Source organism: Stenotrophomonas sp. GL_111, assembly GCF_057835245.1.
On the sequence record NZ_CM174421.1, the window covers coordinates 1,945,437 to 1,971,217 of the forward strand.

Here is a 25,781-nt window from a genome sequence, read left to right on the forward strand (position 1 = left end):
ACATGATGATGCGTCCGATCCTGCTGCTTGCCATCCTCGCCCTGCCGCTGTCGGCACTGGCGTCCAGTTTTGCCGGTTCCTCCGCGGGCTCCGCGTCCGGTGCCTCCTCGGCCGGTTCGTCCAGCTCGGGCGACGACAAGATCGTGCTGGATGCACGTGACGATGCCGCCGCGTTCGTCGCCAGCGATGGCGCCATCCGTGGCGCGCGCCTGGAAGCCGCACTGCTGCACCTGCGCGAGCAGGATGCCGGCAACCGCCAGGCCAGTGATCTGGTGCTGGCGCGGACCCTGCTGGCACGCTGATGCCCGCGCTGCGCCGTTGGGCCCGCCGCTGGCGCTGGGCGGTCCTGACGGCGTTGCTGGCCGCGCCGCTGGCGCAGGCCGCGCTGCATGTCGAAGCGCAGGCCGAAGGCCTCGACGCCGCGCAAGCGGTGGCGGCCGCGCGCGTGGCGCAGCAGGTACAGACGCTGTTGCCGCCGCAGTGGCAGGCCCGATTCGATCGACCCGTGCGCATCACCTGGTCGGACACCCTTCCCGAACACGTGCATGGCCGCGCCCGACAGGGGGCGATCACGCTGCGCCGTGCATTGCTCGATGAGGTGCACGAAGGGCAGCCATTGCCGCGCGCCGTGCAGGCAGCGTTGATACACGAATTGACCCACGTGCTGGACCGCTCCGCACATGGCGGCTGGTCGCGCACCGCACGCTGGCGCGATCTCAGCGGCTGGCAGCAACGCCCCTGGCGGTTGGGCCGCAGCGCCAACGCCTTCGCCGAGCGCAGTCCGGACGATTACGAGCGCTACAGTCCCGCCGAATACCTGGCGGTGAACGCCGAGCACTACCTGCTCGATCCCGACTACGCCTGCCGGCGCCCGGCACTGGCCGCATGGTTCGCCGCGCAGCTGGGGCCGACGCCGCAGCAGGCTGCCTGCGACCGGCGCCTGCCGCTGGTACAGGCCGAAGACACCACTGGCGCGGCCTCGCTGCTGGAGCTGGACCCGGCCCGGATCTACGCGGTGGATTACCTGCTCGCCGAAGGCAACGAGCAGATGATGAGCCGCTGGGGCCACAGTATGCTGCGGCTGGTGATCTGTGCGCCGGGGCGGCCGCTTGGCCCGGCATGCCGGATGGATCTTTCGCAGCACCGGGTGCTGTCGTTCCGCGCGTTCGTCGGCGATGTGCAGATTTCCAGCTGGGCCGGTTTGACCGGTGCCTATCCGTCGCGATTGTTCGTGCTGCCGTTGAACCAGGTGGTCAACGAATACACGCAGCTGGAACTGCGCGGGCTGTCATCGGTGCCGCTGCAGCTGTCGCAGGCCGAGATCGGCGGCCTGCTCGAACGGGTGGCCCAGGTGCATTGGAGTTACGACGGCCGCTACCGGTTCATCAGTAATAACTGCGCGGTGGAGACTGGCAAGCTGCTGCAGGAAGGCGTGCCGCGGCTGGCCTCGCCGGGTTTGAACCGGATCACCCCGCGTGGCCTGCTGACACGGCTGCAACGGCAGGGCCTGGCGGATGCGTCGGTGCTGCACGACCGTGCGCAGGCGACCCGGCAGGGCTATTACTTCGCCTCCGCGCAGGATTACTACCAGCAGTTGTTCGACGTCGCCCGTGCCGAGCTGGCGCTGGACGATCACGATGTCACGCACTGGCTGCAGCGTCCGGCCGCGCAGCGCGGCGCCTGGCGCGAGCGCGGTGGGCTGCGTGCCACTTCGGCATTGCTGCTGCTGGAACAGGCGGCGCTGTACCGCCAGGAACTGCGCGCACGCGATGTGCTCAAGCGCGAACTGGTGGCGCCGCGCGATCCTGCCGATCCCGCGCGTGCCGCACTGCTGGCGCTGCTGCACGATGCCGACCAGCTGGTCAGCCCGGCCGCGCTGATCGACGAGGGTGGCTACGGCTTGCCGCAGCACGACGAACGCGCGCAGGCGGCTGCGGCCACGTCACGGCTCAGTGCGCGCGGCGTGTCGGCCTGGAAGGATCTGCAGGCTCAGCTGCGTGGCCGCCTTCCGGGCGCGCAACAGCAGGAACTGAGCGCCATCGATGCCAACCTGGCCGCACTGGGCGCACGCATGCGCCGCCTGGCCCAGGCCGATGCGGCTACTGGCGCGGCAGCTCGATGACGAAACGCGCGCCGCCCAGCGCGCTGGTGGTGCAGGAAACGTGGCCGCCATGCGCATCGGCAATCGCCTTGACCACGGCCAGGCCCAACCCGCTGCCGCCGCGCTGACGCGAGCGCGAGCCATCGCCGCGCATGAACGGGTCGAAGATGTGCGCGCTCAGCGCCGGGTCGATGCCGGGGCCTTCGTCATCCACAGCCACCTGCACATGGGTGAGGGTGTCGTGCACGGCGATTCGCACCCGGCCGGGCGTGGCGTAGCGGCGCGCGTTTTCCAGCAGGGCCATCAGCGCCTGGCGCACCCGGGTCGGGTCGCAATGCGCCGGGTGTTCCTCGCGTGAGGTTTCCAGTTCCAGCACGAAGCCGCCGCTGCGGAAGCCGGGGTCGACCAGGGTCATCACCGAGTGCACCTCGGCCACCACGTCGCAGCGTGCGCGGCGCACGTCCAGCCGCGCGTTGTCGGCCAGACTGAGCACGCGCAGGTCCTCGATCAACCGCGACAGGCCTTCCACCTGGGCCAGCAGGCTGCGGAACTGCGCTTCATCCGGGGCGAACACGCCTTCGGCCAGGCCCTGCAGGCGGCCGCGCAGGATGGTCACCGGGGTGCGCAGCTCATGGGCGATGGCTGCGTGCCACATCACCCGGTCCGCATCCATGTTCTGCAGGCGTCGCGCCATCGCGTTGAAGTCGTCCACCAGCAGTGCCACTTCGCCCAGCGAGTGGTCGCTGGTATCGGCGCGCGCACCGAGGTCGCCCCCGGCCAGTTTGCCGATGCTGTCCACCACCGAATTGAGCGGGATGAGGATGCGCTGCGACAAGCGGATGGAAGCGGCCACCGCCAGTGCCAGCCCGATCAGGGTGACCCCGGCCATCCACACCAGCTCCGGGCCGGTCGGTGCCCAGCCGGTCGGTTCTTCGGCGGCGGTCGGGTAGAAGTTCACCAGGATCGCGTACAGCAGGTAGGAGCTGAGGATCATCATCACGATGACCCCCAGCACCATCAACGACATCGACACCACGATGTGGCGGCTGAGCCCGGGGCGGCGCATCAGTGGTCGGCCATGAGCCGGTAGCCGACACCGCGCACGCTGGCCGGCACGTTTTCCAGCCCCACATCGTCAAGCTTGCGGCGCAGCTTGCTGACATGGCTGTCCACGGTGCGCTCCAGCGCCTCGCTTTCCGGCAGGCAGTCGTGCATCAGTTCGCTGCGGCTGAAGATCCGTGACGGTGCCAGTGCCATGCAGTGCAGCAGCTTGTACTCGGTCAGGGTCAACAGCAGCTCGTGGCTGTAGCCGTCGCCTTCCACGTGCACGGTGTGGGTAGCAGGATCGATCACCAGCCGGCCCACGCGCAGGATGCCGGGCAGGGCGTCGCGGCGCACATTGAGCGTACGGCGCAATACCGCGCGCACCCGTGCGGCCACTTCGGCCGGGTTGAACGGCTTGACCACGTAGTCGTCGGCGCCCATCCGCAGCGCGGTCAGCTTGTCCAGGTCCTGGTCCAGCGCGGTCAGCATGATCACCGGGGTATCGCCGCGCTGGCGCAGTGTGTTGAGCACGGTCCAGCCATCCATGCCCGGCATCTGCACGTCCAGCAGGATCAGGTCAGGGCGGGCGCTGCGGTGCAGGGCCAGCGCGTTCAGTCCATCCTGGGCGCGCAGCGTGCGCAGGCCTTCGCGCTGCAGGTAGGCAGCGACGATGTCGGCGATTTCCGGTTCGTCCTCGACGATCAGGACCAGCGCGTTGAGCGAGCGATCCCAGTGCGCGGCGGCGCTGGGTGAATCAGTGGCATGCATGCAGGGCAGGGCCAGAAGGTGCTTGTGCTCCATCGTATCTCCACAGTTCCTCCATCGAAACCCCATGCAGGCCACGCAGACTTCGCCGTTCATGATTATTGCCGGGTATCCGGCGCCCTGTGCAACCGATGAAAACCATCAGGATCCAAGCCACCGTGTGGGTGGTACTGGCGGCCGCGCTGACGGCCTGCTCCACGGAAGAAGCGCCCGTCGTGGCCGTGCCGGACGTAACCGTGCTGGCGGTGTCGCCAGCGCTCGTACAGCGCGAGGATGAACTGCCCGGGCGGGTGGCGGCGGTGCGCACCGCGCAGATCCGTGCGCAGGTGGGTGGCATCGTGACCCGGCGGCTGTTCGAGCAGGGCGCCGAGGTCAAGGCGGGCACGCCGCTGTTCCAGATCGATCCGGCCGCCTTCCGCGCCGATGTGGACAGTGCCGCCGCCCTGCTGCAGCGCAGTGAAGCAGCGGCGCTGCGCACCCGTGTCCAGGCCGAGCGCCTGCACTCGCTTGCGGTGGCCCAGGCGGTGAGCCAGCAGACCCGCGACGATGCCCATGCCGAGCATCAGCAGGCGCTGGCCGATGTCGCCCAGGCACGCGCCACGCTGGCCCGGCGCCGGCTGGACCTGCGCTATGCCACGGTGGATGCGCCGATTGACGGCCGCATCGACCAGGCGCTGGTCACCGAGGGTGCGCTGGTCGGTGCCGGGGATACCACGCCGATGGCCATCGTGCAGCAGCTTGACCAGGTGTATGTGGACGTACGCCAGCCGGCGTCGATGCTGGAGAGCATCCAGCGCAGCGTGGTGGCGGGCCAGATCAACAAGGCCGAGGGCCTGCCGGTGGTGCTGGTCGGCGATGGCGGACGCGTGTACCCCGAGCAGGGACGGATCCTGTTCTCCGGGATCAACGTGGATGCCGAAACCGGCGACATCGTGCTGCGCATCGTGGTGGACAACCCCGAGCGGCGCCTGCTGCCCGGCATGTTCGTGCGTGCGCGGGTACCACGCGGCGTGCAGCCGGCAGCGTTGCTGCTGCCGCAGCAGGCGGTGCTGCGCAGTACCGGCGGTCAATCGTATGCCTGGGTGATCGACAAGGCGGGCAAGGCGGTGATCCGCACCCTCGAGGTCGATGGCCAGGTCCAGCGCCAGTACGTGGTCAAGCATGGCCTGCAGGCCGGTGAGCAGGTGGTGGTGGAAGGCCAGGAGCGCCTGCAGGAAGGGCAGGTGGTCAATCCACGCCCGTGGAAACAGCCGGCTGCGGCCGGCGCGCCTGCCGCGCCTTGAGCGCAGCGTCGTAACAAGGAAGGCACATGCCACAGTTTTTCATTGACCGCCCGGTATTCGCCTGGGTGCTGGCCATCTTCGTGGTGCTCGCCGGTGCGCTGGCGATCCCACGGCTGGCGATCGAGCGCTACCCCAGCGTCGCCCCACCCAGCGTCAGCATCTACGCCAGCTACCCCGGTGCCACCCCGCAGACCATGGACGATGCGGTGGTCGGGTTGATCGAGCGCGAGCTGTCCGGGGTCAAGCACCTGCTGTATTTCTCATCCTCCACCGATACCTCCGGTGAAGCCTCGATCACCGCCACCTTCCGCCCCGGCACCGACCCGGAGCTGGCCCAGGTGGACGTGCAGAACCGGATCAAGGCGATTGAAGCGCGCCTGCCGCAAGTGGTGCGGCAGAACGGTTTGACCGTGGAAGCATCCGATTCGGGCTTCCTGATGCTGGTCGGGCTGAAGTCCACCGATGGCCGACTGGGCGAAGTGGACCTCAGCGACTACATGGCGCGCAACATCGTGGAGGAACTGCGCCGCATCGATGGCGTGGGCCGGGTGCAGCTGTTTGGTGCCGAGCGCGCGATGCGGATCTGGGTCGATCCGGCGCAGCTGACCGCCTACCGCTTGACCCTGTCCGAACTGGGCACGGCGATCGGCGAGCAGAACGTACAGATCGCGCCGGGACGGGTCGGCGATTCGCCCACCGTGCCCGGCCAACGGGTGACCATTCCGCTCACCGCCGAAGGCCAGTTGACCACGCCCGAAGCGTTCGCGGCGATTGTGCTGCGCGCCAATCCGGACGGTTCCAAGGTGGTGGTCGGTGACGTGGCGCGGGTGGAACTGGGGGCGCAGAGCTATGCCTGGGGCACGCGCGAAGACGGCGTGCCGGCCACGGCGGCGGCCATCCAGCTTTCGCCCGGGGCCAACGCGGTGCGTACGGCCAACGCGGTACGTGCGCGCATGGCCGAGCTGGCGCCGACCCTGCCGGCCGGAATGCAGGCCACGGTGCCGTTCGATACCGCGCCGTTCGTGGAGATCTCCATCCGCAAGGTGTTGATCACCCTGTTGGAAGCGATGGTGCTGGTGTTCGCGGTGATGTACCTGTTCCTGCAGAACATCCGCTACACGCTGATTCCGGCGATCGTCGCGCCCATCGCGCTGCTGGGCACCTTCGCGGTGATGCTGGCGGCGGGGTTCTCGATCAACGTGCTGACCATGTTCGGCATGGTGCTGGCGATCGGCATCATCGTCGACGATGCCATCGTGGTGGTGGAGGGCGTGGAGCGGATCATGGCCGAGGAAGGCCTGCCGCCGCGCGAAGCCACCGCCAAGGCGATGAAGGAACTGACCGGTGCGGTGATCGGCATCACCCTGGTGCTGACCGCGGTGTTCATTCCGATGGCGCTGGCCGATGGCTCGGTGGGGGCGATCTACCGGCAGTTCACCCTGGCCATGGCCGTATCGATCCTGTTCTCTGCGCTGCTGGCACTGAGCCTGACGCCGGCGCTGTGCGCCACCCTGCTCAAGCCGAGCACGCGCGGACACCACGGGCGCGGCGGCTTCTTCGGCTGGTTCAACCGCGGTGTGGAGCGCATGACCGGCGGCTACCAGAGCGGGGTGGTGCGCATCCTGAAACGCGGCGGCCGCGCCATGGCACTGTTCGCGGTGCTGCTGGTGGCGCTGGGCGTTGGTTTCCAGCTGCTGCCCAGTGCCTTCCTGCCGGAAGAGGACCAGGGCTACTTCATGACCTCGATCCAGCTGCCGGCCGATGCCACCGCCGAGCGCACCCTGGAGATCGTCAAGGCGTACGAGACGCACGCCGCCTCGCGTCCGGGCATCGCCTCCAACCAGTTGATCCTGGGCTACAGCTTCGCCGGCTCCGGCCCGAATGCGGCGCTGGCCTACACCATGCTCAAGGACTGGGGGCAGCGCGACGGTGCCACCGCGGCCGATGAAGTGCAGCGTGCGCAGGCGGCCATGGCGGCCACGCCGGAAGGGCAGGTGATGAGCCTGATGCCGCCGGCGATCGACAGCCTGGGCACGTCCTCGGGCTTCGAGCTGCGGCTGCAGGCACGCACCGGGCAGACCCACGCGCAGCTGCAGGCCGCACAGCAGCAGTTGCTGGCGCTGGCCACGGCCAGCCCACTGCTGCGGGATGTGTACGCCGAAGGCTTCCCGGCGGGCAGCACGGTGCGGTTGGAGATCGACCGGCACAAGGCCGAAGCGATGGGTGTGCGTTTCACCAGCATCAGCGACACGCTGTCGGCGGCGATGGGCTCGCAGTACGTCAACGATTTCCCCAACGCCGGGCGCCTGCAGCAGGTGATCGTGCAGGCCGATGCGGCCCACCGCATGCAGGTCGAGGACGTGCTGAAACTGCCGGTACGCAATGCCAATGGCGGCATGGTGGCGCTGTCCGAGCTGGTCACCCCGGTGTGGTCGCAGGCGCCCTTGCAGCTGGCCCGCTACCAGGGCTTCCCGGCACTGAGTCTGTCCGGCGCACCGGCCGCGGGTGTCTCCAGCGGCCAGGCCATGGCCGAGATGGAACGCTTGGCGCGGCAGCTGCCGGCCGGCTTTGCGCTGGCCTGGACCGGGCAGTCGTTGCAGGAGCGCGAATCGGGCGCGCAGGCTCCGTGGCTGATGCTGCTGTCGATGCTGGTGGTGTTCCTGGTGCTGGCCGCGCTGTATGAGAGCTGGACCATTCCCACCGCGGTGATGCTGGTGGTGCCGTTGGGCCTGCTCGGTGCGGTGGCGGCCGTGCTGTTGCGTGGGCTGCCCAATGATGTGTTCTTCAAGGTCGGCATGATCACCGTGATCGGGCTGTCGGCGAAGAACGCGATCCTGATCGTGGAGTTCGCGCGCCAGTTGCAGCAGCAGGGCCGTGGCCTGGTCGAATCAGCAGTGGAAGCGGCGCGGCTGCGGCTGCGGCCGATCCTGATGACTTCGCTGGCGTTCGCCCTCGGCGTAATACCGTTGATGCTGGCCACTGGCGCTTCTGCTGAAACCCAGCATGCCATCGGTACCGGCGTGTTCGGCGGCATGGTGACCGCCACCGTATTGGCGGTGTTCTTCGTGCCGCTGTTCTATGTCCTGGTGCAGGGCGCGCGGCAATGGCGTGCACCGTGGCGCCGCCGCAAGGGGAAAGGTGGATGAGCGCAATACTGGAACCGGCGCAGATCGAGGCGGCCGAGCAGGCGTTGTTGACCGCCTTGCAGGCGCACGACGTGGACGCGTTGAGCGGTTGGCTGTCGCCGGCGCTGTTCTTCACCGACCCCGGCGGCCAATGGCTGGGGGCCCATCCGTGCGTCAGCGCGTGGTCGAGCCGACAGCTGCGGATCAGCGCGATTGACGAAGGCGAGCGCGAGCGTTTGTTGTGCGGCCAGCTCGCGCTGGTGTCCAGTGACGTGCGGCTGGGCTATGCCACCGAGGGCGCTGAACACCAGCGCGAGCTGCGTCTGCTGCGGGTGTGGGCCAGCTGCTCCTCGCCGGCCGGTCTGCACCTGCTGTCGGTGGGCGTGCTGCCCGCGCGCGGCGGCTGAACAGGCCGTCACGGCCGGGTGGCGGCTTCACCTTGGATTAGGCGCACCGCGCTAGCATCGGGGGTTGATCATGAAAACCGCAAGGAGTCGAACATGCGTGCATCCCCTTGGATGTTGAGTCTGGCCATCGTGACCGGGCTGAGTGCATGCCAGCCGGCGCAGCAGGACCCGGCGACGGCCGCCGCTGGAAAGCAGGAAGCGCCGCCCTCGGCCACGGATGCCACCTCGGACGAGCGCAGCTTTGCGTTCCAGTGCGGCGATCTGGCCGTACACGCGACCTACCGCGGCCAGGATTCGGCCACGGTGGTGATCGGTGAGCGCACCTATGCGATGGCTGCGCAGCAGGCCGCATCGGGCGCCAAGTACGGCGACGGACAGGGCAATGTGCTGTGGACCAAGGGCACCACCGAGGGCGTGCTGAGCCTGAAGGGCGAAGCGGACCGCACCTGCACCGGTTCGGGCGAGGAGGGGGCCAGTGCACCGGCGCCCACACCGTCGCCGGCAACGGCAGGCGCTGCCGATGCCGCAGGTTTCCGCGCGACCGGCAACGAGCCCGGCTGGCTGGCCCAGGTGGGCCCGGGCGCGACGCCTTCGCTGCGCGTGGAGACCGACTACGGCGAGCGCAAATTCGAGATTGCCGCGCCGACCCAGGGCAAGGATGGCTGGTCGGGCAAGGCTGCCGATGGCACCGATATCAAGCTGACGTTCCAGCGCACGGTATGCCAGGACGACATGAGCGGCCAGGCCTTTGGTGCCACCGCGATGCTCACCGTTGGTGCGCGCCAGTATCACGGCTGTGGCGATTTCGCCGGTGCGCCGTCGCTGGCGGCCAAGCCGTAACCCCGAACGTTCGGGTCAGGGCAGGTCCTGCGGGCGGCAGGGGTCCGGCGCGGTGTCGGTGAACAGGTCGTAGCGGGTGCCGACACCGATCAGCGCCTGGCGGAGGCCGCAATCGGCGTGGTGGCGCGCGAACAGGTCGGCGAAGATCTGCTGCCGGCCCTCGCAATACTGCTGGTTGGCGGCGTCCAGTTCGCGCCGCCGTTCTTCGTCGTAGGGTTCTTCACCGGCGAAGTGCTGGCAGGTGTTCTCGCGGGCCAGGAAGGCACGCACGTCCTCGGGCATCGTGCAGTAGATGCGGATGTCGTCCAGATCGTAGACATCATTGGAAACCGGGCAACCCGCATCGGCGCGGGCGCGCTCCAATGCCTCCAGGGCGTCGGGCGGCTCCGCTGCGGCTGCCTCGGTGGCCGTCGTGACCTCCACGCCGGCAGCAGGCACAGCGGCCGCCATGGGCGCGGTCGCGGGCGCTGCTGCGGCATCGCCAGCGGGGCTGTCCACTGCCCGCGGCGCACAGGCCGCGAGCAGGGACACACACAATGCCAGCGCGATGCGCTTAGTCGGCACGGCCGGCAAACTCACCGGTTTCGGTGTTGACCAGCACACGTTCGCCGTTGGCGATGTACTCGGGCACCATGATCTCGATGCCGGTGCTGAGCTTGGCCGGCTTCGGGCGCTTGGTGGCAGTGCCGCCCTTGAGCTCCGGCGGGGTCTCCACCACTTCGAGCACCACGCTGGACGGCATCTGCACGGCCACGGGCACTTCGTCGATGACCTGCACGTAGATGCCGGTCAGGCCGTCGGTGATGTAGCCGGCGTCATCGCCCACCACATCGGCATCGAGCGTGTACGGGGTGTAGTCCTCGTCATCGAGGAAGACGAACGCATCGCCGTCCTTGTAGGAGTACGTGGACTGGCGGCGCAGCAGTTCGACTTCCGGCAGGTTGTCGTCGGCATCGAAGCTGGCGTCGAGCTTGTTGCCGCCCGGCACGCTGTACATGATGAAGCGGAAGCGGACGTTGCCGCCGCGACCCTGCGGCGAGCTGCGCTCGATGTCGCGGATCTGGTAGACGCCGTTGTTGTATTCGACGACGTTGCCTTTCTTGATGTCGTTGGCTTTCATGGGAATGAGGGTCGGTTCGTGGGAGGTGGCGGGCACCAGACTCAGGTGCCCTGCGGGATTGCGGGTTTGCTTACTTCGGCGCCAGACGCACGGCACCGTCCAGGCGGATGGTCTCGCCGTTGAGGTAGGTGTTGCCGAGGATATGCGCGACCAGGCCGGCGAAGTCTTCCGGCTTGCCCAGGCGCGGCGGGAACGGAATCGAGGCGGCCAGCGATTCCTGCACGGCCGGCGGCATGCCATCCACCATCGGGGTCCAGAAGATGCCCGGGGCAATGGTCATCACGCGGATGCCGAAACGCGACAGTTCGCGGGCCATCGGCAGGGTCATGCTGACCACGCCGCCCTTGGAAGCGGCATACGCGGCCTGGCCGATCTGGCCTTCATAGGCGGCGACACTGGCGGTGTTGATGATCACCCCGCGCTCGCCGTCTTCGCCGGCGGCGTTGTGCTGCATGCGGTTGGCCGCGGCCTTGGCGACATTGAAGCTGCCGACCAGGTTGACCATGACCGTGTTCTGGAAGCTGGCCAGCGGCATCGGCGCCTCTTTGCCCAGCACGCGGCCGGCGCCGAGGATGCCGGCGCAGCTGATGGCGGCATTGAGCCCACCCAGGAAGTCGTGCGCGGCATCGATCTGCGCCGCCACGGCGGCTTCGTCGCTGACGTTGGTGGAGAAGTAGCGGGCGTTGGCCTCGCCCAGCTCGGCCACGGCGGCCGCACCCTTGTCGTCATTGAGGTCGAACAAGGCCACTTTGGCGCCCTGGGCGACCAGGTGGCGGGCCACCGACAGGCCCAGGCCGGAGACGCCGCCGGTAATCACGGCGCGGACAGAAGACAGCTGCATTGCACGATTCCGCTGGTTCAAGAACCGCCGATTCTAGCGGAAGCGGCCGCCATCGCCGTTGTGCAGCGCGTGGTGGGGTTCAATGCCGGCGCGCCAGGCGCCGGGCGAACTCGTCGGCCGACAGGCCCGGGGCGAACAGGAAGCCCTGACCGACCGGCACGCCCAGGGCCCGCAGGAACTGGCGCTGCGGCTCCGATTCGATGCCCTCGGCGACCAGGCCCAGGCCCAGGCTGCGGGCGATGCCGCAGACCGCCTCGCAGACCGCCACGTCCGAGCGGTTGCCGGGCACTCCTTCGACGAACAACTGGCTCAGTTTCAATCCGTGGATCGGCAGGCGGCGCAGGTAGTTCAGCGCGCTGTAGCCCTCACCGAAATCGTCGATGGTGAGCAGCACGCCCATTTCACGCAGCCGCGCGAAGGTCTGCAGGGTATCCGGGGCATCCTCGATCAGCACCCGCTCGGTGAACTCCAGTTCCAGCGCGCTGCCGGGCAGGCCGAACTCGTCCAGCACCTGGCGCACGTTGCGCGCCAGATCCTCGCCGACGAACTGCCGGTAGGAGACATTGACCGCCACCCGCACGATGCCCAGCCCGGCGTCCTGCCACTGACGCACCTGGCGGCAGGCCTCGCGCAGCACCCACTGCCCGATCCGCACGATGTCGCCGGTGCTTTCAGCATGGCCGATGAAGATGTCCGGGCGCAGTTCACCCAGCTGTGAGTTGCGCCAGCGGATCAGCGCTTCGGCGGCCACCATCTGGCCGCTGTGCAGGTTTACCTGCGGCTGGTAGACCAGATGGAACTCGTCATCGTCCAGCGCCCGGTGCAGGCGGCTCTCGATCTGCAGGCGGTCGTGCTGGCGCTGCGCCAGTTCCGGGGAGAACACCTGCCAGCCGTTGCGGGTGCGGCGCTTGCAGTCGTACATGGCGATGTCGGCGTTCTGGATGAGCTGCTGCGGGCGCAGGCCATCCTGCGGCGCGCGCGCGATGCCGATGCTGGTGGTCACCGCGAACTCGTCGCTGCCGAAGCGGAACGGCGTGCTGAAGGCGTGGGTGATCGCATCGGCCAGGCGCTCGGGCTGATCGGCCTGGTCGCGGGTGTCGCACACCACCAGGAACTCATCGCCGCCGAACCGGGCCAGCAGCCCTTCGGTCCCGATCGCGGTGCTGATGCGGCGGGTGGCGTCGATCAACAGCTCGTCGCCGGCGTTGTGGCCGAGCAGGTCGTTGACGGTCTTGAAGCGGTCCAGGTCGATGTACAGCACCGCAACCCGGCAATGGGTGGGGCTGGCCATCCGCGCGGCCAGGTCGTTGAGGACCGCATCGCGGTTCATGATCCCGGTGAGCGGGTCGGTGCGCGCCTGGATGCGCAGGGTTTCCTCGGCCTGCTTGCGCGCGGTGATGTCCTGCACGGTGCCGGCGATGCGCGCGGCATCAACGTCACCGGCTTCGGCCTCGCCGATCATCCGCACCCAGAACGAATGGCCGTCGCTGCGCTGGCCCTGCAACTCCAGCTCGAACGGCACCTGGCGGTCGATCACATCCAACAGGGCCTGCTGCAGCTGCGAGCGGTCATCCACGCGCAGGCATTCCAGCAGGTGCGCCATGTCGTGCAACGGCAGTTCCTGGCCGAGGATGCGTGCGGCCTCGTCGGTGAGGTACAGCCGCTGCAGGCCGCGGTCCCATTCCCAGCCGCCGATGTGCGCCAGCGATTGGGCGCGGTCGAACAGGGTGTTGTTGCGTTTGAGTTCGGTGATGTCGCTGAACAGCGCGAACACATGGTCCGGGCAGTCGCGGCCGTTGCTGTAGACCGGTACGTTGGTGGTGGAGATCCAGATCATCCGCCCGCGTGGCCGGTGGTACAGGCCGACGATGGTGCTGCGTACGATCCGCCCCAGTTGCAGGGAAATACTGGCCGGCCACTGTTCGCGGGTCAGCGGATGGCCGTGCTCGTCCACGCTGATCCAGTCGTCCGGGGCCAGCAGCGCCTGCAGGCTGCCGCCATTGCCCTGGGTGCCCAGGATGCGGTGCGCGGCCGGATTGGCCGACACTACCCGCAGCTGGCGGTCGAACAGGATCACGCCCTTGTCGATGGATTCCATCAGCAGCCGGTAGCGCGATTCAGCCTGCCAGCGGCTGCTCAGATCGCGCGCCACCGCGACGATGCAGTGCTCGCCCCCATGCTCGAACCCCGCCGAGTGCACCTCGACCGGGAAGCGGCTGCCGTCGCCGCGCATGTTGGTGACCTCGATGACATAGGTCTCGCCGCGGCGCAGCGCTTCCCAGACCGGGTCGAGATGGTCGCTGGGCAGGTCCGGGTTCAACAGCTCGATCGGCTGGCCGATGATGTCCTCGCGGCTGCGCCCGTAGGCGTGCACGCCGGCCTTGTTGAGGTCCAGCACCACCCCGGATTCGCTGAGGATGCTGACCGGATCAGGTACGGCATCGAACAGCGCGGCGTAACGGCGCAGCGCCGACTGCCGCTCGTCCATGGCTTCCTGCAGCGCCTGCTGTACGTCGTGCAGCACGCCATGCAGGTCCTCGCCCGGCGGCTGCGCCAGGGCGCGTTCCAGTGCGGCCAGCGCGTGGACGTGGGCGGCGAGGTGATCGCCAACCGCAGCGTCCGGGCGCGGGCCGCTGCCGTTCACAACGCCGCCAGCGCCTTGCCGGCCTTGCTGCCGGTTTCCCGGCCGAGCAGACCTGCCAGCCAACGCCCGGTCGCGGCCAGTGCCGGCAGGTCGATGCCGGTACGCATGCCGATGCCGTGCAACAGGTAAACCACATCTTCGCTGGCCACGTTGCCGCTGGCGCCCTTGGCATACGGGCAACCGCCGGCGCCGGAAACGGCCGAATCGACCACGCGCACACCTTCCTCCAGGCAGGCATCGATGTTGGCCAGCGCCTGGCCGTAGGTGTCGTGGAAGTGCACGGCGAGCGCGGCCATCGGCACTTCGCTGGCCACCGCGTGCAACATCGCGCGCGCCTTGCGCGGGGTGCCCACACCGATGGTGTCGCCGAGCGAGATTTCGTAACAGCCCATCGCATGCAGGGCCTTGGCTACGCGCACCACCTCGCTTACCGCCACCTCGCCCTGGTAGGGGCAACCAAGCACGGTGGAGACATAGCCGCGCACCTTGACCCCGTCGGTGGCGGCGCGCGCCAGGATCGGCGCGAACCGCGCCAGCGATTCGTCGATGCCGGCATTGGTGTTGGTGCGGTTGAAGGTTTCCGACGCGGCGGTGAACACCGCCACTTCCTCCACGCCCACCGCGCGGGCGCGGTCGTAGCCCTGTTCGTTGGGCACCAGCACCGGGTAGGCGATGCCGGGCACACGCACGATGCCCGCATAGACCTCGGCTGCGTCGGCCAGTTGCGGCACCCAGCGCGGGCTGACGAAGCTGGTGGCTTCAATGGTGAGTAGGCCGGTCTGCGAGAGCTGGCGGATCAGCTCGATCTTGTCGGCAGTGGCCACCGGCTGGGCTTCGTTCTGCAGGCCATCGCGCGGACCGACTTCGACGATACGGACGAAATCATCCATGGCGGGCCTCCCGGCGGACGGGAAGACACGCGGCCAACAACAGGCGGGGCAGGGGTCGGATCACAGGGGTACCTGGCAGAAGAGGGTGACCCACCTTCCCCGGTGGGCCACGAAAAGGGGATACGCGGGCTGGGCGACAAAGCGGCCAGCTCGCGGTGTACGCCCGCGGGGCGCATGGGCCGGATGCGGCGGCTCAGCCGGGGCGGTGGCAGACCGCTTCGATGTTGTTGCCGTCCGGGTCCAGCACGAAGGCCCCGTAATAGTCCGGGTGATAGTAGGCGCGGATGCCGGGGCCGCCATTGTCCTGGCCGCCGGCCGCCAGCGCCGCCTGGTGGAAGGCATCGACATCGGCGCGGCTGGCCGCACTGAAGGCCACGTGCACGCCGCCGCCCGCGCCTGGCGCGTTGCCGATCCAGAAGTCCGGCTTGCCGGTGCGGCCGAAGCCGGCATGGTCGTAGTCGCCGCTCTGTTCGGCGCTCACCTGCATCACCACGCCGATGCCGAGCGGCGCCAGAGCCTGCTGGAAGAAGGCCAGGCTGCGCGCGAAGTCGGCGCAGCGGATACCGATATGGTCAAGCATGGAAATCTCCTTTCGGCTCAGTCCTGGGTGACCCAGTGCGGGGCGCGCTTGTCCAGGAACGCGCCCAGACCCTCCTGGCCCTCCGCGGAGACCCGCAGGCGGGCGATCAGCGCAGCGTTGTCGCGGTCCAGGGCGTCGCGGTCACGACCCACGCTGACCCGGCGCACCAGTTCCTTGGCCGAGGACGAAGCGATCGGGCCGGCCTTGTCGAGCAGGCCGAGCTGGCGCTGCACGGCCTCGTCGATCCGTTCAGGTTCGATCAGCTGGTGAACCAGGCCGATGCGCAGGGCGGTTTCGGCATCGAAGTGCTCGCCGGTGGCGAACCAGCGGCGGGCCTGGCGCGGGCCGATCGCATCGATCACGTAGGGGGAGATCACCGCCGGCAGCAGCCCCAGCCGGCTTTCGGTCAGGCCGAAGCGGGCCACGGTGCTGGCAATGGCGATGTCGCAGCAGGCCACCAGGCCGACCCCGCCGCCGAACGCCGCGCCGTGGACGCGGGCGATGGTGGGCTTGGGCAGCTCGTCCAGGGTGCGCATCAGCCGGGCCAGCGCCAGCGAATCCTGGCGGTTGTCCTCCTCGCTGGCGGCGGCCATGCCGCGCATCCACTGCATGTCCGCGCCGGCCGAGAAGGAGGCGCCCGTGCCGGCCAGCACCACGGCGCGTACATGGTCGTCGCGCCCGGCCGCCTCCAGCGCCGCGGTCAGCTGGGCAATCAACGCCGCGTCGAAGGCGTTGTGCAGGGTGGGGCGGTTCAGCCACAGGGTCAGCACCGAGGCGCTGCGTTCGATCCGTAATGCTTCACTCATGGGGGGCCTGCGGTTGCTCCATACATGTATGGATCATAGCGGGCCAGGCGGCGCGGGCCATGACGCGACGCGGCGATGCTAGAATTGATAACCATTCTTATCAACCAGAAGGCGCTCTGTGACGTTGTCCGAACTGCCTTTGCACGGCTCCGCCCTGGTGGAATCCGTGCAGGAACTACACGCAAACGATGCCATCGCCCGGCGGCTCCGAGAACTCGGTTTCGTCAAGGGTGAAGATGTGCGTCTGGTAGCCCGTGGTCCGGTCGGCGGCGAGCCGCTGCTGGTACAGGTCGGGTTTACGCGCTTTGCCCTGCGCCGCAGTGAAGCGGCGCGCATCGTGATCACCGATATTGTTGCCGGAGGCCGCGCATGAGCGCCGACGCTGCAATGCTGCGCGTGGCCTTGGTGGGCAACCCCAATAGCGGGAAGACCGCGCTGTTCAACCAGCTCACCGGTAGCCGCCAGAAAGTGGCCAACTACACCGGGGTGACCGTGGAGCGCAAGGAAGGCCGCCTGCGCGCGCCGTCCGGACGCGAGTTCGCCGTGCTCGACCTGCCGGGGGCCTACAGCCTGCAGCCGGCCAGTTTGGACGAAGCGATCACCCGCGACCTGTGCCGGGGCTTCTACCCGGGCGAGGCCGCGCCGAACGTGCTGCTGTGCGTGGTCGATGCGACCAACCTGCGCCTGCACCTGCGCTTCGCGCTGGAGCTGCGCGAGCTCGGCAAGCCGATGATCGTGGCGTTGAACATGGTCGATGCGGCCGAACGCCGCGGCATCAAGATCGACGTGCAGGCGCTGGAGCAGGCACTCGGCGTGCCGGTGGTGGAAACGGTGGCCGTGCGCCGCCACGGTGCCGCCCAGCTGGTCGAACGCCTGGACGCGATGGTGCCGCACCTGCAGGCACCGGTGGCGGCCGCCGATACGGACAGTGACTATCACGCCCGCGTGCGCGCCATCCTCAACGCGTCGGTCAGCATGCCCACGCGCACCGCCAAAATCGACGACGCATTGGATCGCTGGTTGTTGCACCCGGTGTTCGGGCTGCTGACCCTGGCCGTGGTGATGTTCCTGATCTTCCAGGCGGTGTACGCCTGGGCCACCCCAGTGATGGACCTGATCGAAGCCGGTACCGGGGCGCTCGGCCAATGGGTAGGTGGCGCCTTGCCGGCCGGGCCGCTGAACAGCCTGCTGACCGACGGCATCATCGCCGGCGTCGGCGGGGTGATCGTGTTCCTGCCGCAGATCCTGATCCTGTTCGCCTTCATCCTGGCGCTGGAGGAATCGGGCTACCTGCCGCGTGCCGCGTTCCTGCTGGATCGCATGATGGCCGCCGCCGGCCTGTCCGGGCGCTCGTTCATCCCGCTGCTGTCCAGCTTTGCCTGCGCGGTGCCGGGCATCATGTCCACCCGCAGCATCCAGGATCCGCGCGACCGCCTGGCCACCATCCTGGTGGCGCCGCTGATGACCTGTTCGGCACGCCTGCCGGTGTACGCGCTGCTGATCGGTGCGTTCATTCCGGAAAAGACCGTGTGGGGCATCTTCAATCAGCAGGGTCTGGTGCTGTTCGGCCTGTACGCGGCCGGTATCGTCAGTGCGCTGGCGATGTCGTGGACGATGAAGAAGTGGCGCCGCGACAAAAGCGAGCATCCGCTGATGCTGGAACTGCCGTCCTACCGCATCCCGCACCCGCGCGATCTGGCGGTGGGGCTGTACGAACGCGGCATGATCTTCCTCAAGCGCGTGGGCGGCATCATCCTGGCGCTGACCATCCTGCTGTGGGTGTTGCTGTCGTTCCCGGCCGCGCCGGTGGGCGCGACGATGCCGGCGATCGACTACAGCTTCGCCGGCCAGATCGGCCATGCGATGGCGGTGTTCTTCGCGCCTTTGGGCTTCAACTGGCAGATCTGCATCGCGCTGATCCCGGGCCTGGCCGCACGCGAAGTGGCGGTGGCCTCGCTGGCCACGGTGTATGCGCTGTCGGCGGCCGACGATGATGCGGCCAGCCAGGCGCTGACGCCGTTGATCAGCGATGGCTGGTCGCTGGCCACGGCGCTGTCCTTGCTGGTCTGGTACATCTACGCCCCGATGTGCATCTCCACGCTGGCCACGATCAAGCGCGAGACCAACTCGTGGAAGCAGATGGGCTTTGCCACGTTCTATCTGTTCGCTGCGGCCTACATTGCCTCGCTGATCACCTACCAGGTGACCGTGGCCCTGGGCGGCGGCTGATGGAGACCAGCCTGCTGTTGCAGTACGTCGTCATCGCGCTGGCCGTGGTGGTGAGTGCGTGGGTGGTGTTGAAAAAGCAGTTTCCCGGCACGGTGCGCAAGGCGCGCGGGGCCATCGCGCTGGGGCTGGTGAAGCCGCAGCGCGCCGCGTGGCTGCAGGCGCTGGGCCGGAAGATCGCCCCGCCGGCCAGCGGCGGTGGCGGCGCCTGTGGCGGCTGCGACAGTTGCGGGCCGACGCCACCGAAGCAGCATTGAGCGAGCAGCCACGCATGGCGTGGCTCTACCTGCCGTTGAAGACAGCCATCCATGTGGAGGGTGCCGGGTAACCCCGCCCAGGACCGTCCACAACATGGAGGTTGTGGACGAGCCCCCATGGATGGGTTCACGGCGTGTCCTGGGCGGGGTTACCCGGTACCCTCCAAGCTTGGATCAATGAGACGCCGGCTCTTGCCTTTGTGCCGTTGGCGTTCGGCTGCTGCAGCCACGCATGGCGTGGCTCTACCGGGCTTGGGCGCCGAGTGCGTCGACTTGCTTGAGCCAGGCGTCGCGCTGGGTGCTGCTTGCGCTCCGCACCGGCCCGAAGCCGGTGATCCTGACCGGTTTGATCCCGCAGAACTGCAGAATGGTGCGGCGGATCTGCTGGTGCCCCGGCATGCGGTAGACCCAGCGGTAGTACCACGGTGGCGTGTCCAGCGTGGTGATCACCCGCGCGCTGCGGCCGCTGAGCAGGCGGTCCCACCACAGCGAATCCTTGCGATAGCGGAACGCGTAGCCGGGCACGAACGCGCGGTCGAAGAAGCCCTTCAGCAGCGCCGGCATGCCACCCCACCAGGTCGGGTAGACCAGCGCCAGATGCTCGCACTGGCGGATCGCTTCCGTGGCGCGCAGCAGGTCCGGCTCCAGCGGCTGGATCTGGCGATAGCCGTGGCGCAGGATCGGGTCGAAGGCCAGTTCGCCCAGGCGGAACAGCTGCACCCGGTGGCCGGCAGCGAGCGCGGCCTGCTGGTAGCGGTCGGCGAGGGCACCACACAGGCTGTCGGCGTCGGGATGACCGAGCAGGATCACAATGTTCAAAGGCAGGCGATCGCGGCAGTGGAGGAGCGCGCAGCCTGGGGTCTGCCCCATGGGGCAGAGTCAAGCCGGCTGGCAGTCGCCTACCGCCAGGCAGGCGTCCAGCGGGGCGTGACCGCCGGCATCGATCAGCGCGGTCACCTCCACGCGCAGCCCGGACAGCGCGGCATCCAGTGCCTGCAATCGTTGGGATTCCGCGCGCACTGCCTGCTGTCGGCCCGCCAGCATCGTGTCCACCCGTGCCCAGTCGATCGCGCCATCGGCACGCCGCAGCGGTGCCACGTCCGCCAGGCGGAAGCCCAGCGCGAGGGCCTGGCGGATCAGCAGCACCATGTTCAGATCCTGCGCGCTGTAGTCGCGGTAGCGGTTGATCCGCGGCACCGTGGCCAGCAGCCCACGCGCCTCATACAGACGGATCGCCTTCTGGCTGGCACCCGTGCGCCGCGCGACTTCGGAAATCCGCATCGTTCAGTCCCGTACCCGGCCGCGGGCACCGCCGGTGACCAGCACACGTCGCGGAAAAAATTGCATGGAACGCTCGCCAGGAAAGATCGGGCCATCAGGGTAGCAAGCGCGATTGGCTGCGCAGCCCCTTGGCGGCATCGTCGGCAACCGCTAGCCTGCGTGCATGACTACTTCTCCGCTTCGTTTGCTCATCCACGGTGCTTCCGGTCGCATGGGCCAGGCTTTGCTCCGGCTGGCGGCCGACAACCCGGCCCTGCAGGTAGTGGCGGCCGTGACCCGGCGCGCGCCCGTGCAGCGCGTGATCGAGGGTGTGCCGCATTTCGCTGCCAGTGAGCTGTCCGGTGCGCCGCCGTTCGATGTGGCCATCGACTTCAGCCTGCCCGAAGGCTTCGACCCGGTGCTGGCACTGTGCGTGGCACGCGGGGCCGGGCTGGTCTCGGGCACCACCGGCATCAGCGAGGCACAGCGCCAGGCGCTGATCCAGGCGGCGGCGGGCATTCCGCTGGTGTGGGCGTCCAACTTCAGCCTGGGCGTGGCAGTACTGGACGAGCTGGTCGAGCGCGCGGCCGCGGCGCTGGCCGGCTGGGACTGCGATATCGTCGAATCCCACCACGTGCACAAGCAGGACGCGCCCTCGGGCACCGCGCTGACTCTGGGCGCCGCCGCGCTCAAGGGCGGGGCGCAGCCGCACTACGCCAGCCTGCGCGCCGGCGACATCGTCGGTGAGCACCTGGTCCAGTTCACCGGGCTGGGCGAGCGCATCGAGCTGACCCACCGGGCCACCAACCGCGACATTTTCGCCCGTGGCGCGCTGTTTGCCGCCATCCAGCTGAATGGGCGCACGCCCGGCAGCTACCGGGTCCGCGACCTGCTGGCCGGGGCCGGCCCCGCCCCGACAGCCTGAGCAGGGGCCGGGTCCGCCTGAACCATCGGCGGGCCCTTCACGTGGATACGCCAGCGGATGCATGCAAACGCTGGCGTCGCGGGGTGCTTGCCTTTACAATTCCCGCTCGCCGAATCACGACAGCCGGACCGGTCCCGAACCGCAGTCCGCGCTTTTTTGCAGCCGCTTTTTCGTGGAGCGCAGGCGTGACTTCGGCGACCCCTCGGTAGCCAAAGTGAGATTTCCGTGACCCAAGCCGCAATCCTCGTCCTCGAAGACGGCACCGTATTCGAGGGCGAATCCGTAGGCGCGCCCGGCCTGTCCGTCGGTGAGGTGGTGTTCAACACCGCCATGACCGGTTACCAGGAAGTGCTGACTGATCCTTCCTACGCCCGGCAGATGGTCACGCTGACCTACCCGCATATCGGCAACACCGGCATGACCGACCAGGATGACGAAGCCCACAAGGTGTGGTCGGCTGGCCTGATCGTGCGCGACGTGCCGCGCCGTCCCAGCAACTGGCGCAGCCAGGTGTCGCTGCAGGACTGGCTGCTGCAGCGCGGCGTGGTCGCCATCTCCGGCATCGACACCCGCAAGCTGACCCGCATCCTGCGCGAGCGCGGCGCCCAGAACGGTGCGCTGATGGCCGGCGATGACATCAATGTGGAAACGGCACTGGAAGCGGCGCGCAAGTTCCCGGGCCTGAAGGGCATGGACCTGGCCAAGGTGGTGAGCACCGACAAGGCCTACAGCTGGAACGAGGGCCAGCTCGACCTGAACAGCAACGCGTTCGCGTCCGCCGCACCGCGCTTCAAGGTGGTGGCCTACGATTTCGGCGCCAAGCTCAACATCCTGCGCATGCTGGCCGAACGCGGCTGCGACATCACCGTGGTGCCGGCGCAGACCCCGGCCGCCGACGTGCTGGCGATGAACCCGGATGGCGTGTTCCTGTCCAACGGCCCGGGCGATCCGGAACCGTGCGACTACGCGATCGCGGCGATCAAGGTGTTCCTGGACAAGAAGCTGCCGACCTTCGGCATCTGCCTGGGCCACCAGCTGCTTGCGCTGGCCTCCGGCGCCAAGACGGTCAAGATGGGCCACGGGCACCACGGCGCCAACCATCCGGTGCAGGACCTGGACGACGGCCGCGTCATGATCACCTCGCAGAACCACGGGTTCGCGGTGGATGAAGCCTCGCTGCCGGCGACCCTGCGGGTGACCCACCGTTCGCTGTTCGACGGCACCAACCAGGGCATCGCACGCACCGACGTGCCGGCGTTTTCCTTCCAGGGCCATCCGGAAGCATCGCCGGGTCCGCACGATGTCAGCCCGCTGTTCGACCGTTTCGTGACGTTGATGGCGCAGGCCAAGGCCTGATCCACCGCGCCGCTGCCGAAGGCGCGGCGCAGTCACCCCCGACACGCTGTACTGACTTAGAGAAGACAATGCCCAAGCGCACTGACCTAAAAACCATCCTCATCATCGGTGCCGGCCCGATCGTCATCGGCCAGGCCTGTGAGTTCGATTACTCCGGCGCCCAGGCCTGCAAGGCCCTGCGTGACGAGGGGTACCGCGTGGTGCTGGTCAACAGCAATCCGGCCACCATCATGACCGACCCGGAGATGGCCGACGCCGTCTACATCGAGCCGATCAACTGGCAGACGGTCGAGAAGATCATCGCCAAGGAAAAGCCCGATGCCCTGCTGCCGACCATGGGCGGCCAGACCGCGCTGAACTGCGCGCTGGACCTGGCCGACAACGGCGTGTTGGAGAAGTACAACGTCGAACTGATCGGCGCCAAGCGCGACGCGATCATGATGGCCGAAGACCGCGAGCTGTTCCGCGTGGCCATGGGCGAGATCGGCCTGGACTGCCCCAAGGCCGCCGTGGCGCACACGCTGGAAGAAGCGATCGAGATCCAGGCCCGTGTCGGCTACCCGACCATCATCCGCCCCAGCTTCACCCTGGGCGGCAGCGGTGGCGGCATCGCCTACAACCGCGAAGAGCTGATCGACATCGTCACCCGCGGCCTGGAACTGTCCCCGACCACCGAAGTGCTGGTGGAAGAGTCGGTGCTGGGCTGGAAGGAGTTCGAGATGGAGGTGGTGCGCGACACCGCCGACAACTGCATCATCGTGTGCTCCATCGAAAATCTGGACCCGATGGGCGTGCACACCGGTGACTCGATCACCGTGGCGCCGGCGCAGACCCTGACCGACAAGGAATACCAGCGCCTGCGCGATGCCTCCATCGCCGTGCTGCGCAAGATCGGCGTGGACACCGGCGGCTCCAACGTGCAGTTCGGCATCAGCCCGACCACCGGCCGCGTGGTGGTGATCGAGATGAACCCGCGCGTGTCGCGTTCCTCGGCACTGGCCTCCAAGGCCACCGGCTTCCCGATCGCCAAGGTCGCCGCCAAGCTGGCCGTGGGTTACACCCTGGACGAATTGAAGAACGAGATCACCGGTGGCCTGACCCCGGCCTCGTTCGAGCCGTCGATCGATTACGTCGTCACCAAGATCCCGCGATTCGCCTTCGAGAAGTTCCCGGCGGCCGACGCGCGCCTGACCACCCAGATGAAGTCGGTGGGCGAGGTGATGGCGATGGGCCGCACCTTCCAGGAGTCGCTGCAGAAGGCGCTGCGTGGCCTGGAAACCGGCAAGATCGGCCTCGACCCGACCGGTCTGGACCTGTCCAACGAAGACGACATCACCACGATCAAGCGTGAGCTCAAGGCCCCGGGCCCGGAGCGCCTGTTCTTCGTCGGTGACGCGTTCCGCGCCGGTTTCAGCGTGGAAGACGTGTTTGCGCTGTCGCACATCGACCCGTGGTTCCTGGACCAGATCGAAGAGATCATCCAGGCCGAGGCCGACCTGGCCGCTGACGGCATCGATGCACTGGACGCCGCCCGCCTGCGCAAGCTCAAGCGTGCCGGCTTCTCCGATGCGCGCCTGGCCGAGCTGACCGGCACCAACGAAGCGGCCGTGCGCGCGCTGCGTCGTGCGCACAAGGTGCGCCCGGTGTACAAGCGCGTGGATTCCTGCGCGGGCGAGTTCGCCACCGGCACCGCCTACCTGTACTCGACCTACGAGGACGAGTGCGAAGCGGCGCCGAGCAACCGCGACAAGATCATGATCCTGGGCGGCGGTCCGAACCGCATCGGCCAGGGCATCGAGTTCGACTACTGCTGCGTACACGCCGCACTGGCGCTGCGCGCGGATGGCTTCGAAACCATCATGGTCAACTGCAACCCGGAAACCGTCTCCACCGATTACGACACCTCCGACCGCCTGTACTTCGAGCCGTTGACGCTGGAAGACGTGCTGGAGATCGTCGAACTGGAACAGCCCAAGGGCGTGATCGTGCAATACGGCGGCCAGACCCCGCTGAAGCTGGCGCGCGCGCTGGAAGCCAACGGCGTGCCGGTGATCGGCACCTCGCCGGACTCCATCGACCTGGCCGAAGACCGCGAGCGTTTCCAGCAGCTGGTCGACAAGCTCGGCCTGAAGCAGCCGCCGAACCGCATCGCCCGCAACGACCAGGAAGCCCTGCTGCTGGCACGCGAGATCGGCTACCCGCTGGTGGTGCGCCCGAGCTACGTGCTGGGCGGCCGCGCGATGGAAATCGTCTACGGCGAATCCGACCTGGCCCGCTACGTGCGCGACGCGGTGAAGGTCTCCAACGACTCGCCGGTGCTGCTGGACCGCTTCCTCGACAATGCCGTGGAAGTGGACGTGGACATCATTGCCGACAAGGACGGCAACGTGCTGATCGGCGGCGTGATGGAGCACATCGAAGAGGCCGGCGTGCACTCGGGTGACTCGTCGTGCTCGCTGCCGCCGTACTCGCTGTCCGCTGAAACCCAGGCCGAGCTGCGTCGCCAGGTGGTTGAGCTGGCCAAGGCGCTGAACGTGGTCGGCCTGATGAACACCCAGTTCGCGATCCAGGTCGGCGAGAACGGCGAAGACATCGTGTACCTGCTGGAAGTGAACCCGCGTGCCTCGCGCACCGTGCCGTTCGTGTCCAAGGCCACCGGCATGCCGCTGGCCAAGATCGCCGCGCGCTGCATGGCCGGCAAGAGCCTGGCCGAGCAGGGCGCCACCAAGGAAATCGTGCCGGAGTACTACTCGGTCAAGGAAGCGATCTTCCCGTTCGCCAAGTTCCAGGGTGTCGATCCGATCCTCGGGCCGGAGATGCGCTCCACCGGTGAAGTGATGGGCGTGGGCCGCAGCTTCAGCGCCGCCTTCGCGCGTGCGCAGGAAGCCGGTGGCATCAAGGCCCCGCCGCTGGGCAAGGCCTTCGTCTCGGTCCGCGATCCGGACAAACAGCGTGTGCTGCCGGTCGCCCAGGCCCTGCTGGAGCGCGGTTACACCCTGGTGGCCACCCGTGGCACCGGCGCGTGGCTGCAGCAGCACGGCATGGACTGCGAAATCGTCAACAAGGTGGTCGAAGGCCGTCCGCACATCGTCGATTCGATCAAGAATGGCGACATCGTCTACATCGTCAACACGACCGAAGGGCGTGCGGCGATCAACGATTCGTTCTCGATCCGTCGCGAGGCGCTGCAGCACCGCGTCACCTACTCGACCACCATTGCCGGCGCCAAGGCGCTGGTGCAATCTCTGGAATTCCGCGGGACCGGCCCGGTCTGGTCGCTGCAGGAACTGCACAAGGAGTTGAATGCATGA

At 68.1% G+C, this 25,781-nt stretch carries 23 protein-coding genes; 12 read left to right on the forward strand and 11 right to left on the reverse strand.

Annotated elements, in window-relative coordinates:
- The first annotated feature begins 5 nt into the window (after positions 1–5).
- Positions 6–302: a DUF2388 domain-containing protein gene (locus tag AC3IPM_RS08990; RefSeq protein ID WP_489303605.1), complete on the forward strand. Its 297-nt coding sequence runs from the start codon at positions 6–8 to the stop codon at positions 300–302.
- Positions 302–2,122 (forward strand): DUF7844 domain-containing protein, encoded by a 1,821-nt coding sequence (locus tag AC3IPM_RS08995; protein WP_489303606.1) that lies wholly within the window; start codon positions 302–304, stop codon positions 2,120–2,122. Before AC3IPM_RS08990 ends, AC3IPM_RS08995 begins: the two co-directional genes overlap by 1 nt.
- Here AC3IPM_RS08995 and AC3IPM_RS09000 read toward each other — a convergent pair.
- Both AC3IPM_RS09000 and AC3IPM_RS09005 read right to left on the reverse strand, forming a co-directional pair.
- A complete protein-coding gene (locus AC3IPM_RS09000; protein ID WP_489303608.1) occupies positions 2,100–3,167 on the reverse strand; it encodes an ATP-binding protein in 1,068 nt (355 codons plus the stop codon). The two genes, AC3IPM_RS08995 and AC3IPM_RS09000, sit on opposite strands and share 23 nt — an antisense overlap.
- The gene (locus AC3IPM_RS09005) at positions 3,167–3,913 is read right to left on the reverse strand and encodes a response regulator (protein ID WP_489304064.1); all 747 of its coding nucleotides are present in this window, start codon (positions 3,911–3,913) and stop codon (positions 3,167–3,169) included. The genes AC3IPM_RS09000 and AC3IPM_RS09005 overlap by 1 nt, the downstream gene beginning before the upstream one ends.
- 128 nt (positions 3,914–4,041) lie before the next feature.
- On the opposite strand from AC3IPM_RS09005, the gene AC3IPM_RS09010 reads away from it, so the two are divergent.
- The 4 genes from AC3IPM_RS09010 to AC3IPM_RS09025 all read left to right on the forward strand — a co-directional run bounded on the left by AC3IPM_RS09010 (position 4,042) and on the right by AC3IPM_RS09025 (position 9,565).
- A complete protein-coding gene (locus tag AC3IPM_RS09010) occupies positions 4,042–5,193 on the forward strand; it encodes an efflux RND transporter periplasmic adaptor subunit (RefSeq protein ID WP_489303610.1) in 1,152 nt (383 codons plus the stop codon).
- Positions 5,194–5,219: 26 nt separating this feature from the next.
- Positions 5,220–8,339: a multidrug efflux RND transporter permease subunit gene (locus tag AC3IPM_RS09015; RefSeq protein ID WP_489303612.1), complete on the forward strand. Its 3,120-nt coding sequence runs from the start codon at positions 5,220–5,222 to the stop codon at positions 8,337–8,339.
- A complete protein-coding gene (locus AC3IPM_RS09020; protein ID WP_489303614.1) occupies positions 8,336–8,725 on the forward strand; it encodes a nuclear transport factor 2 family protein in 390 nt (129 codons plus the stop codon). Before AC3IPM_RS09015 ends, AC3IPM_RS09020 begins: the two co-directional genes overlap by 4 nt.
- 93 nt (positions 8,726–8,818) lie before the next feature.
- Positions 8,819–9,565, forward strand: coding sequence for an MliC family protein (locus AC3IPM_RS09025; RefSeq protein ID WP_489303616.1), 747 nt, complete (start codon positions 8,819–8,821; stop codon positions 9,563–9,565).
- A gap of 15 nt (positions 9,566–9,580) precedes the next feature.
- On the opposite strand, the gene AC3IPM_RS09030 is transcribed toward AC3IPM_RS09025, so the two are convergent.
- The 7 genes from AC3IPM_RS09030 to AC3IPM_RS09060 form a co-directional block, all read right to left on the reverse strand.
- Positions 9,581–10,015, reverse strand: a complete 435-nt coding sequence (locus AC3IPM_RS09030) for a hypothetical protein (RefSeq protein ID WP_489303618.1) — start codon at positions 10,013–10,015, stop codon at positions 9,581–9,583.
- Between the two features lie 103 nt (positions 10,016–10,118).
- A complete protein-coding gene (gene yeiP, locus AC3IPM_RS09035) occupies positions 10,119–10,685 on the reverse strand; it encodes an elongation factor P-like protein YeiP (RefSeq protein WP_489303620.1) in 567 nt (188 codons plus the stop codon).
- A gap of 70 nt (positions 10,686–10,755) precedes the next feature.
- Complete coding sequence (locus AC3IPM_RS09040; RefSeq protein ID WP_489303622.1) at positions 10,756–11,526, reverse strand: SDR family NAD(P)-dependent oxidoreductase; 771 nt, start codon at positions 11,524–11,526, stop codon at positions 10,756–10,758.
- 79 nt (positions 11,527–11,605) lie between these two features.
- Entirely contained in the window at positions 11,606–14,170 is a 2,565-nt protein-coding gene (locus tag AC3IPM_RS09045; protein ID WP_489303624.1) for a sensor domain-containing protein, read from the reverse strand.
- A complete protein-coding gene (locus tag AC3IPM_RS09050; protein WP_489303626.1) occupies positions 14,167–15,060 on the reverse strand; it encodes a hydroxymethylglutaryl-CoA lyase in 894 nt (297 codons plus the stop codon). Before AC3IPM_RS09050 ends, AC3IPM_RS09045 begins: the two co-directional genes overlap by 4 nt.
- 193 nt (positions 15,061–15,253) lie before the next feature.
- The gene (locus AC3IPM_RS09055) at positions 15,254–15,640 is read right to left on the reverse strand and encodes a VOC family protein (protein WP_489303628.1); all 387 of its coding nucleotides are present in this window, start codon (positions 15,638–15,640) and stop codon (positions 15,254–15,256) included.
- A 17-nt stretch (positions 15,641–15,657) separates the two neighbouring features.
- A complete protein-coding gene (locus AC3IPM_RS09060; protein WP_489303630.1) occupies positions 15,658–16,446 on the reverse strand; it encodes an enoyl-CoA hydratase-related protein in 789 nt (262 codons plus the stop codon).
- Between the two features lie 118 nt (positions 16,447–16,564).
- Between AC3IPM_RS09060 and AC3IPM_RS09065 the strand changes: the two genes are divergently transcribed.
- The 3 genes from AC3IPM_RS09065 to AC3IPM_RS09075 are packed head-to-tail and all read left to right on the forward strand — an operon-like array spanning position 16,565 to position 18,929.
- Positions 16,565–16,819 carry a FeoA family protein gene (locus AC3IPM_RS09065; protein WP_489303632.1) on the forward strand — a complete coding sequence of 85 codons (255 nt, stop codon included), beginning with the start codon at positions 16,565–16,567 and terminating at the stop codon, positions 16,817–16,819.
- Complete coding sequence (gene feoB / locus AC3IPM_RS09070) at positions 16,816–18,675, forward strand: ferrous iron transporter B (protein WP_489303634.1); 1,860 nt, start codon at positions 16,816–16,818, stop codon at positions 18,673–18,675. The genes AC3IPM_RS09065 and feoB overlap by 4 nt, the downstream gene beginning before the upstream one ends.
- Positions 18,675–18,929 (forward strand): DUF6587 family protein, encoded by a 255-nt coding sequence (locus AC3IPM_RS09075; protein ID WP_489303636.1) that lies wholly within the window; start codon positions 18,675–18,677, stop codon positions 18,927–18,929. The genes feoB and AC3IPM_RS09075 overlap by 1 nt, the downstream gene beginning before the upstream one ends.
- A 243-nt stretch (positions 18,930–19,172) precedes the next feature.
- Here AC3IPM_RS09075 and AC3IPM_RS09080 read toward each other — a convergent pair whose 3' ends face one another.
- Both AC3IPM_RS09080 and AC3IPM_RS09085 read right to left on the reverse strand, forming a co-directional pair.
- The gene (locus AC3IPM_RS09080) at positions 19,173–19,754 is read right to left on the reverse strand and encodes an NAD(P)H-dependent oxidoreductase (protein WP_489304066.1); all 582 of its coding nucleotides are present in this window, start codon (positions 19,752–19,754) and stop codon (positions 19,173–19,175) included.
- 54 nt (positions 19,755–19,808) lie between these two features.
- Complete coding sequence (locus AC3IPM_RS09085; RefSeq protein WP_489303638.1) at positions 19,809–20,210, reverse strand: MerR family transcriptional regulator; 402 nt, start codon at positions 20,208–20,210, stop codon at positions 19,809–19,811.
- Between the two features lie 163 nt (positions 20,211–20,373).
- Here AC3IPM_RS09085 and dapB point away from each other — a divergent pair, with 163 nt between their 5' ends.
- The 3 genes from dapB (at position 20,374) to carB (ending at position 25,781) form a co-directional block, all read left to right on the forward strand.
- Entirely contained in the window at positions 20,374–21,114 is a 741-nt protein-coding gene (dapB, locus tag AC3IPM_RS09090; RefSeq protein WP_489303640.1) for a 4-hydroxy-tetrahydrodipicolinate reductase, read from the forward strand.
- 225 nt (positions 21,115–21,339) lie between these two features.
- Positions 21,340–22,470 carry a glutamine-hydrolyzing carbamoyl-phosphate synthase small subunit gene (gene carA / locus AC3IPM_RS09095; RefSeq protein WP_489303642.1) on the forward strand — a complete coding sequence of 377 codons (1,131 nt, stop codon included), beginning with the start codon at positions 21,340–21,342 and terminating at the stop codon, positions 22,468–22,470.
- A gap of 68 nt (positions 22,471–22,538) precedes the next feature.
- A complete protein-coding gene (gene carB / locus AC3IPM_RS09100; RefSeq protein ID WP_489303644.1) occupies positions 22,539–25,781 on the forward strand; it encodes a carbamoyl-phosphate synthase large subunit in 3,243 nt (1,080 codons plus the stop codon).

Excerpts from the sequence above, each read along its gene's own strand:
- AC3IPM_RS09010 (WP_489303610.1), top strand. The coding sequence starts at position 4,042 with ATGAAAACCATCAGGATCCAAGCCACCGTGTGGGTGGTACTGGCGGCC.
- AC3IPM_RS09050 (WP_489303626.1), bottom strand. The coding sequence starts at position 15,060 with ATGGATGATTTCGTCCGTATCGTCGAAGTCGGTCCGCGCGATGGCCTG.
- AC3IPM_RS09020 (WP_489303614.1), top strand. The coding sequence starts at position 8,336 with ATGAGCGCAATACTGGAACCGGCGCAGATCGAGGCGGCCGAGCAGGCG.
- AC3IPM_RS09030 (WP_489303618.1), bottom strand. The coding sequence starts at position 10,015 with ATGGCGGCCGCTGTGCCTGCTGCCGGCGTGGAGGTCACGACGGCCACC.
- AC3IPM_RS08995 (WP_489303606.1), top strand. The coding sequence starts at position 302 with ATGCCCGCGCTGCGCCGTTGGGCCCGCCGCTGGCGCTGGGCGGTCCTG.
- AC3IPM_RS09055 (WP_489303628.1), bottom strand. The coding sequence starts at position 15,640 with ATGCTTGACCATATCGGTATCCGCTGCGCCGACTTCGCGCGCAGCCTG.
- feoB (WP_489303634.1), top strand. The coding sequence starts at position 16,816 with ATGAGCGCCGACGCTGCAATGCTGCGCGTGGCCTTGGTGGGCAACCCC.
- AC3IPM_RS09075 (WP_489303636.1), top strand. The coding sequence starts at position 18,675 with ATGGAGACCAGCCTGCTGTTGCAGTACGTCGTCATCGCGCTGGCCGTG.
- AC3IPM_RS09040 (WP_489303622.1), bottom strand. The coding sequence starts at position 11,526 with ATGCAGCTGTCTTCTGTCCGCGCCGTGATTACCGGCGGCGTCTCCGGC.
- carB (WP_489303644.1), top strand. The coding sequence starts at position 22,539 with ATGCCCAAGCGCACTGACCTAAAAACCATCCTCATCATCGGTGCCGGC.
- AC3IPM_RS09025 (WP_489303616.1), top strand. The coding sequence starts at position 8,819 with ATGCGTGCATCCCCTTGGATGTTGAGTCTGGCCATCGTGACCGGGCTG.
- dapB (WP_489303640.1), top strand. The coding sequence starts at position 20,374 with ATGACTACTTCTCCGCTTCGTTTGCTCATCCACGGTGCTTCCGGTCGC.
- AC3IPM_RS09085 (WP_489303638.1), bottom strand. The coding sequence starts at position 20,210 with ATGCGGATTTCCGAAGTCGCGCGGCGCACGGGTGCCAGCCAGAAGGCG.
- yeiP (WP_489303620.1), bottom strand. The coding sequence starts at position 10,685 with ATGAAAGCCAACGACATCAAGAAAGGCAACGTCGTCGAATACAACAAC.
- AC3IPM_RS09015 (WP_489303612.1), top strand. The coding sequence starts at position 5,220 with ATGCCACAGTTTTTCATTGACCGCCCGGTATTCGCCTGGGTGCTGGCC.
- AC3IPM_RS09060 (WP_489303630.1), bottom strand. The coding sequence starts at position 16,446 with ATGAGTGAAGCATTACGGATCGAACGCAGCGCCTCGGTGCTGACCCTG.
- AC3IPM_RS09000 (WP_489303608.1), bottom strand. The coding sequence starts at position 3,167 with ATGCGCCGCCCCGGGCTCAGCCGCCACATCGTGGTGTCGATGTCGTTG.
- AC3IPM_RS09005 (WP_489304064.1), bottom strand. The coding sequence starts at position 3,913 with ATGCATGCCACTGATTCACCCAGCGCCGCCGCGCACTGGGATCGCTCG.
- AC3IPM_RS08990 (WP_489303605.1), top strand. The coding sequence starts at position 6 with ATGATGCGTCCGATCCTGCTGCTTGCCATCCTCGCCCTGCCGCTGTCG.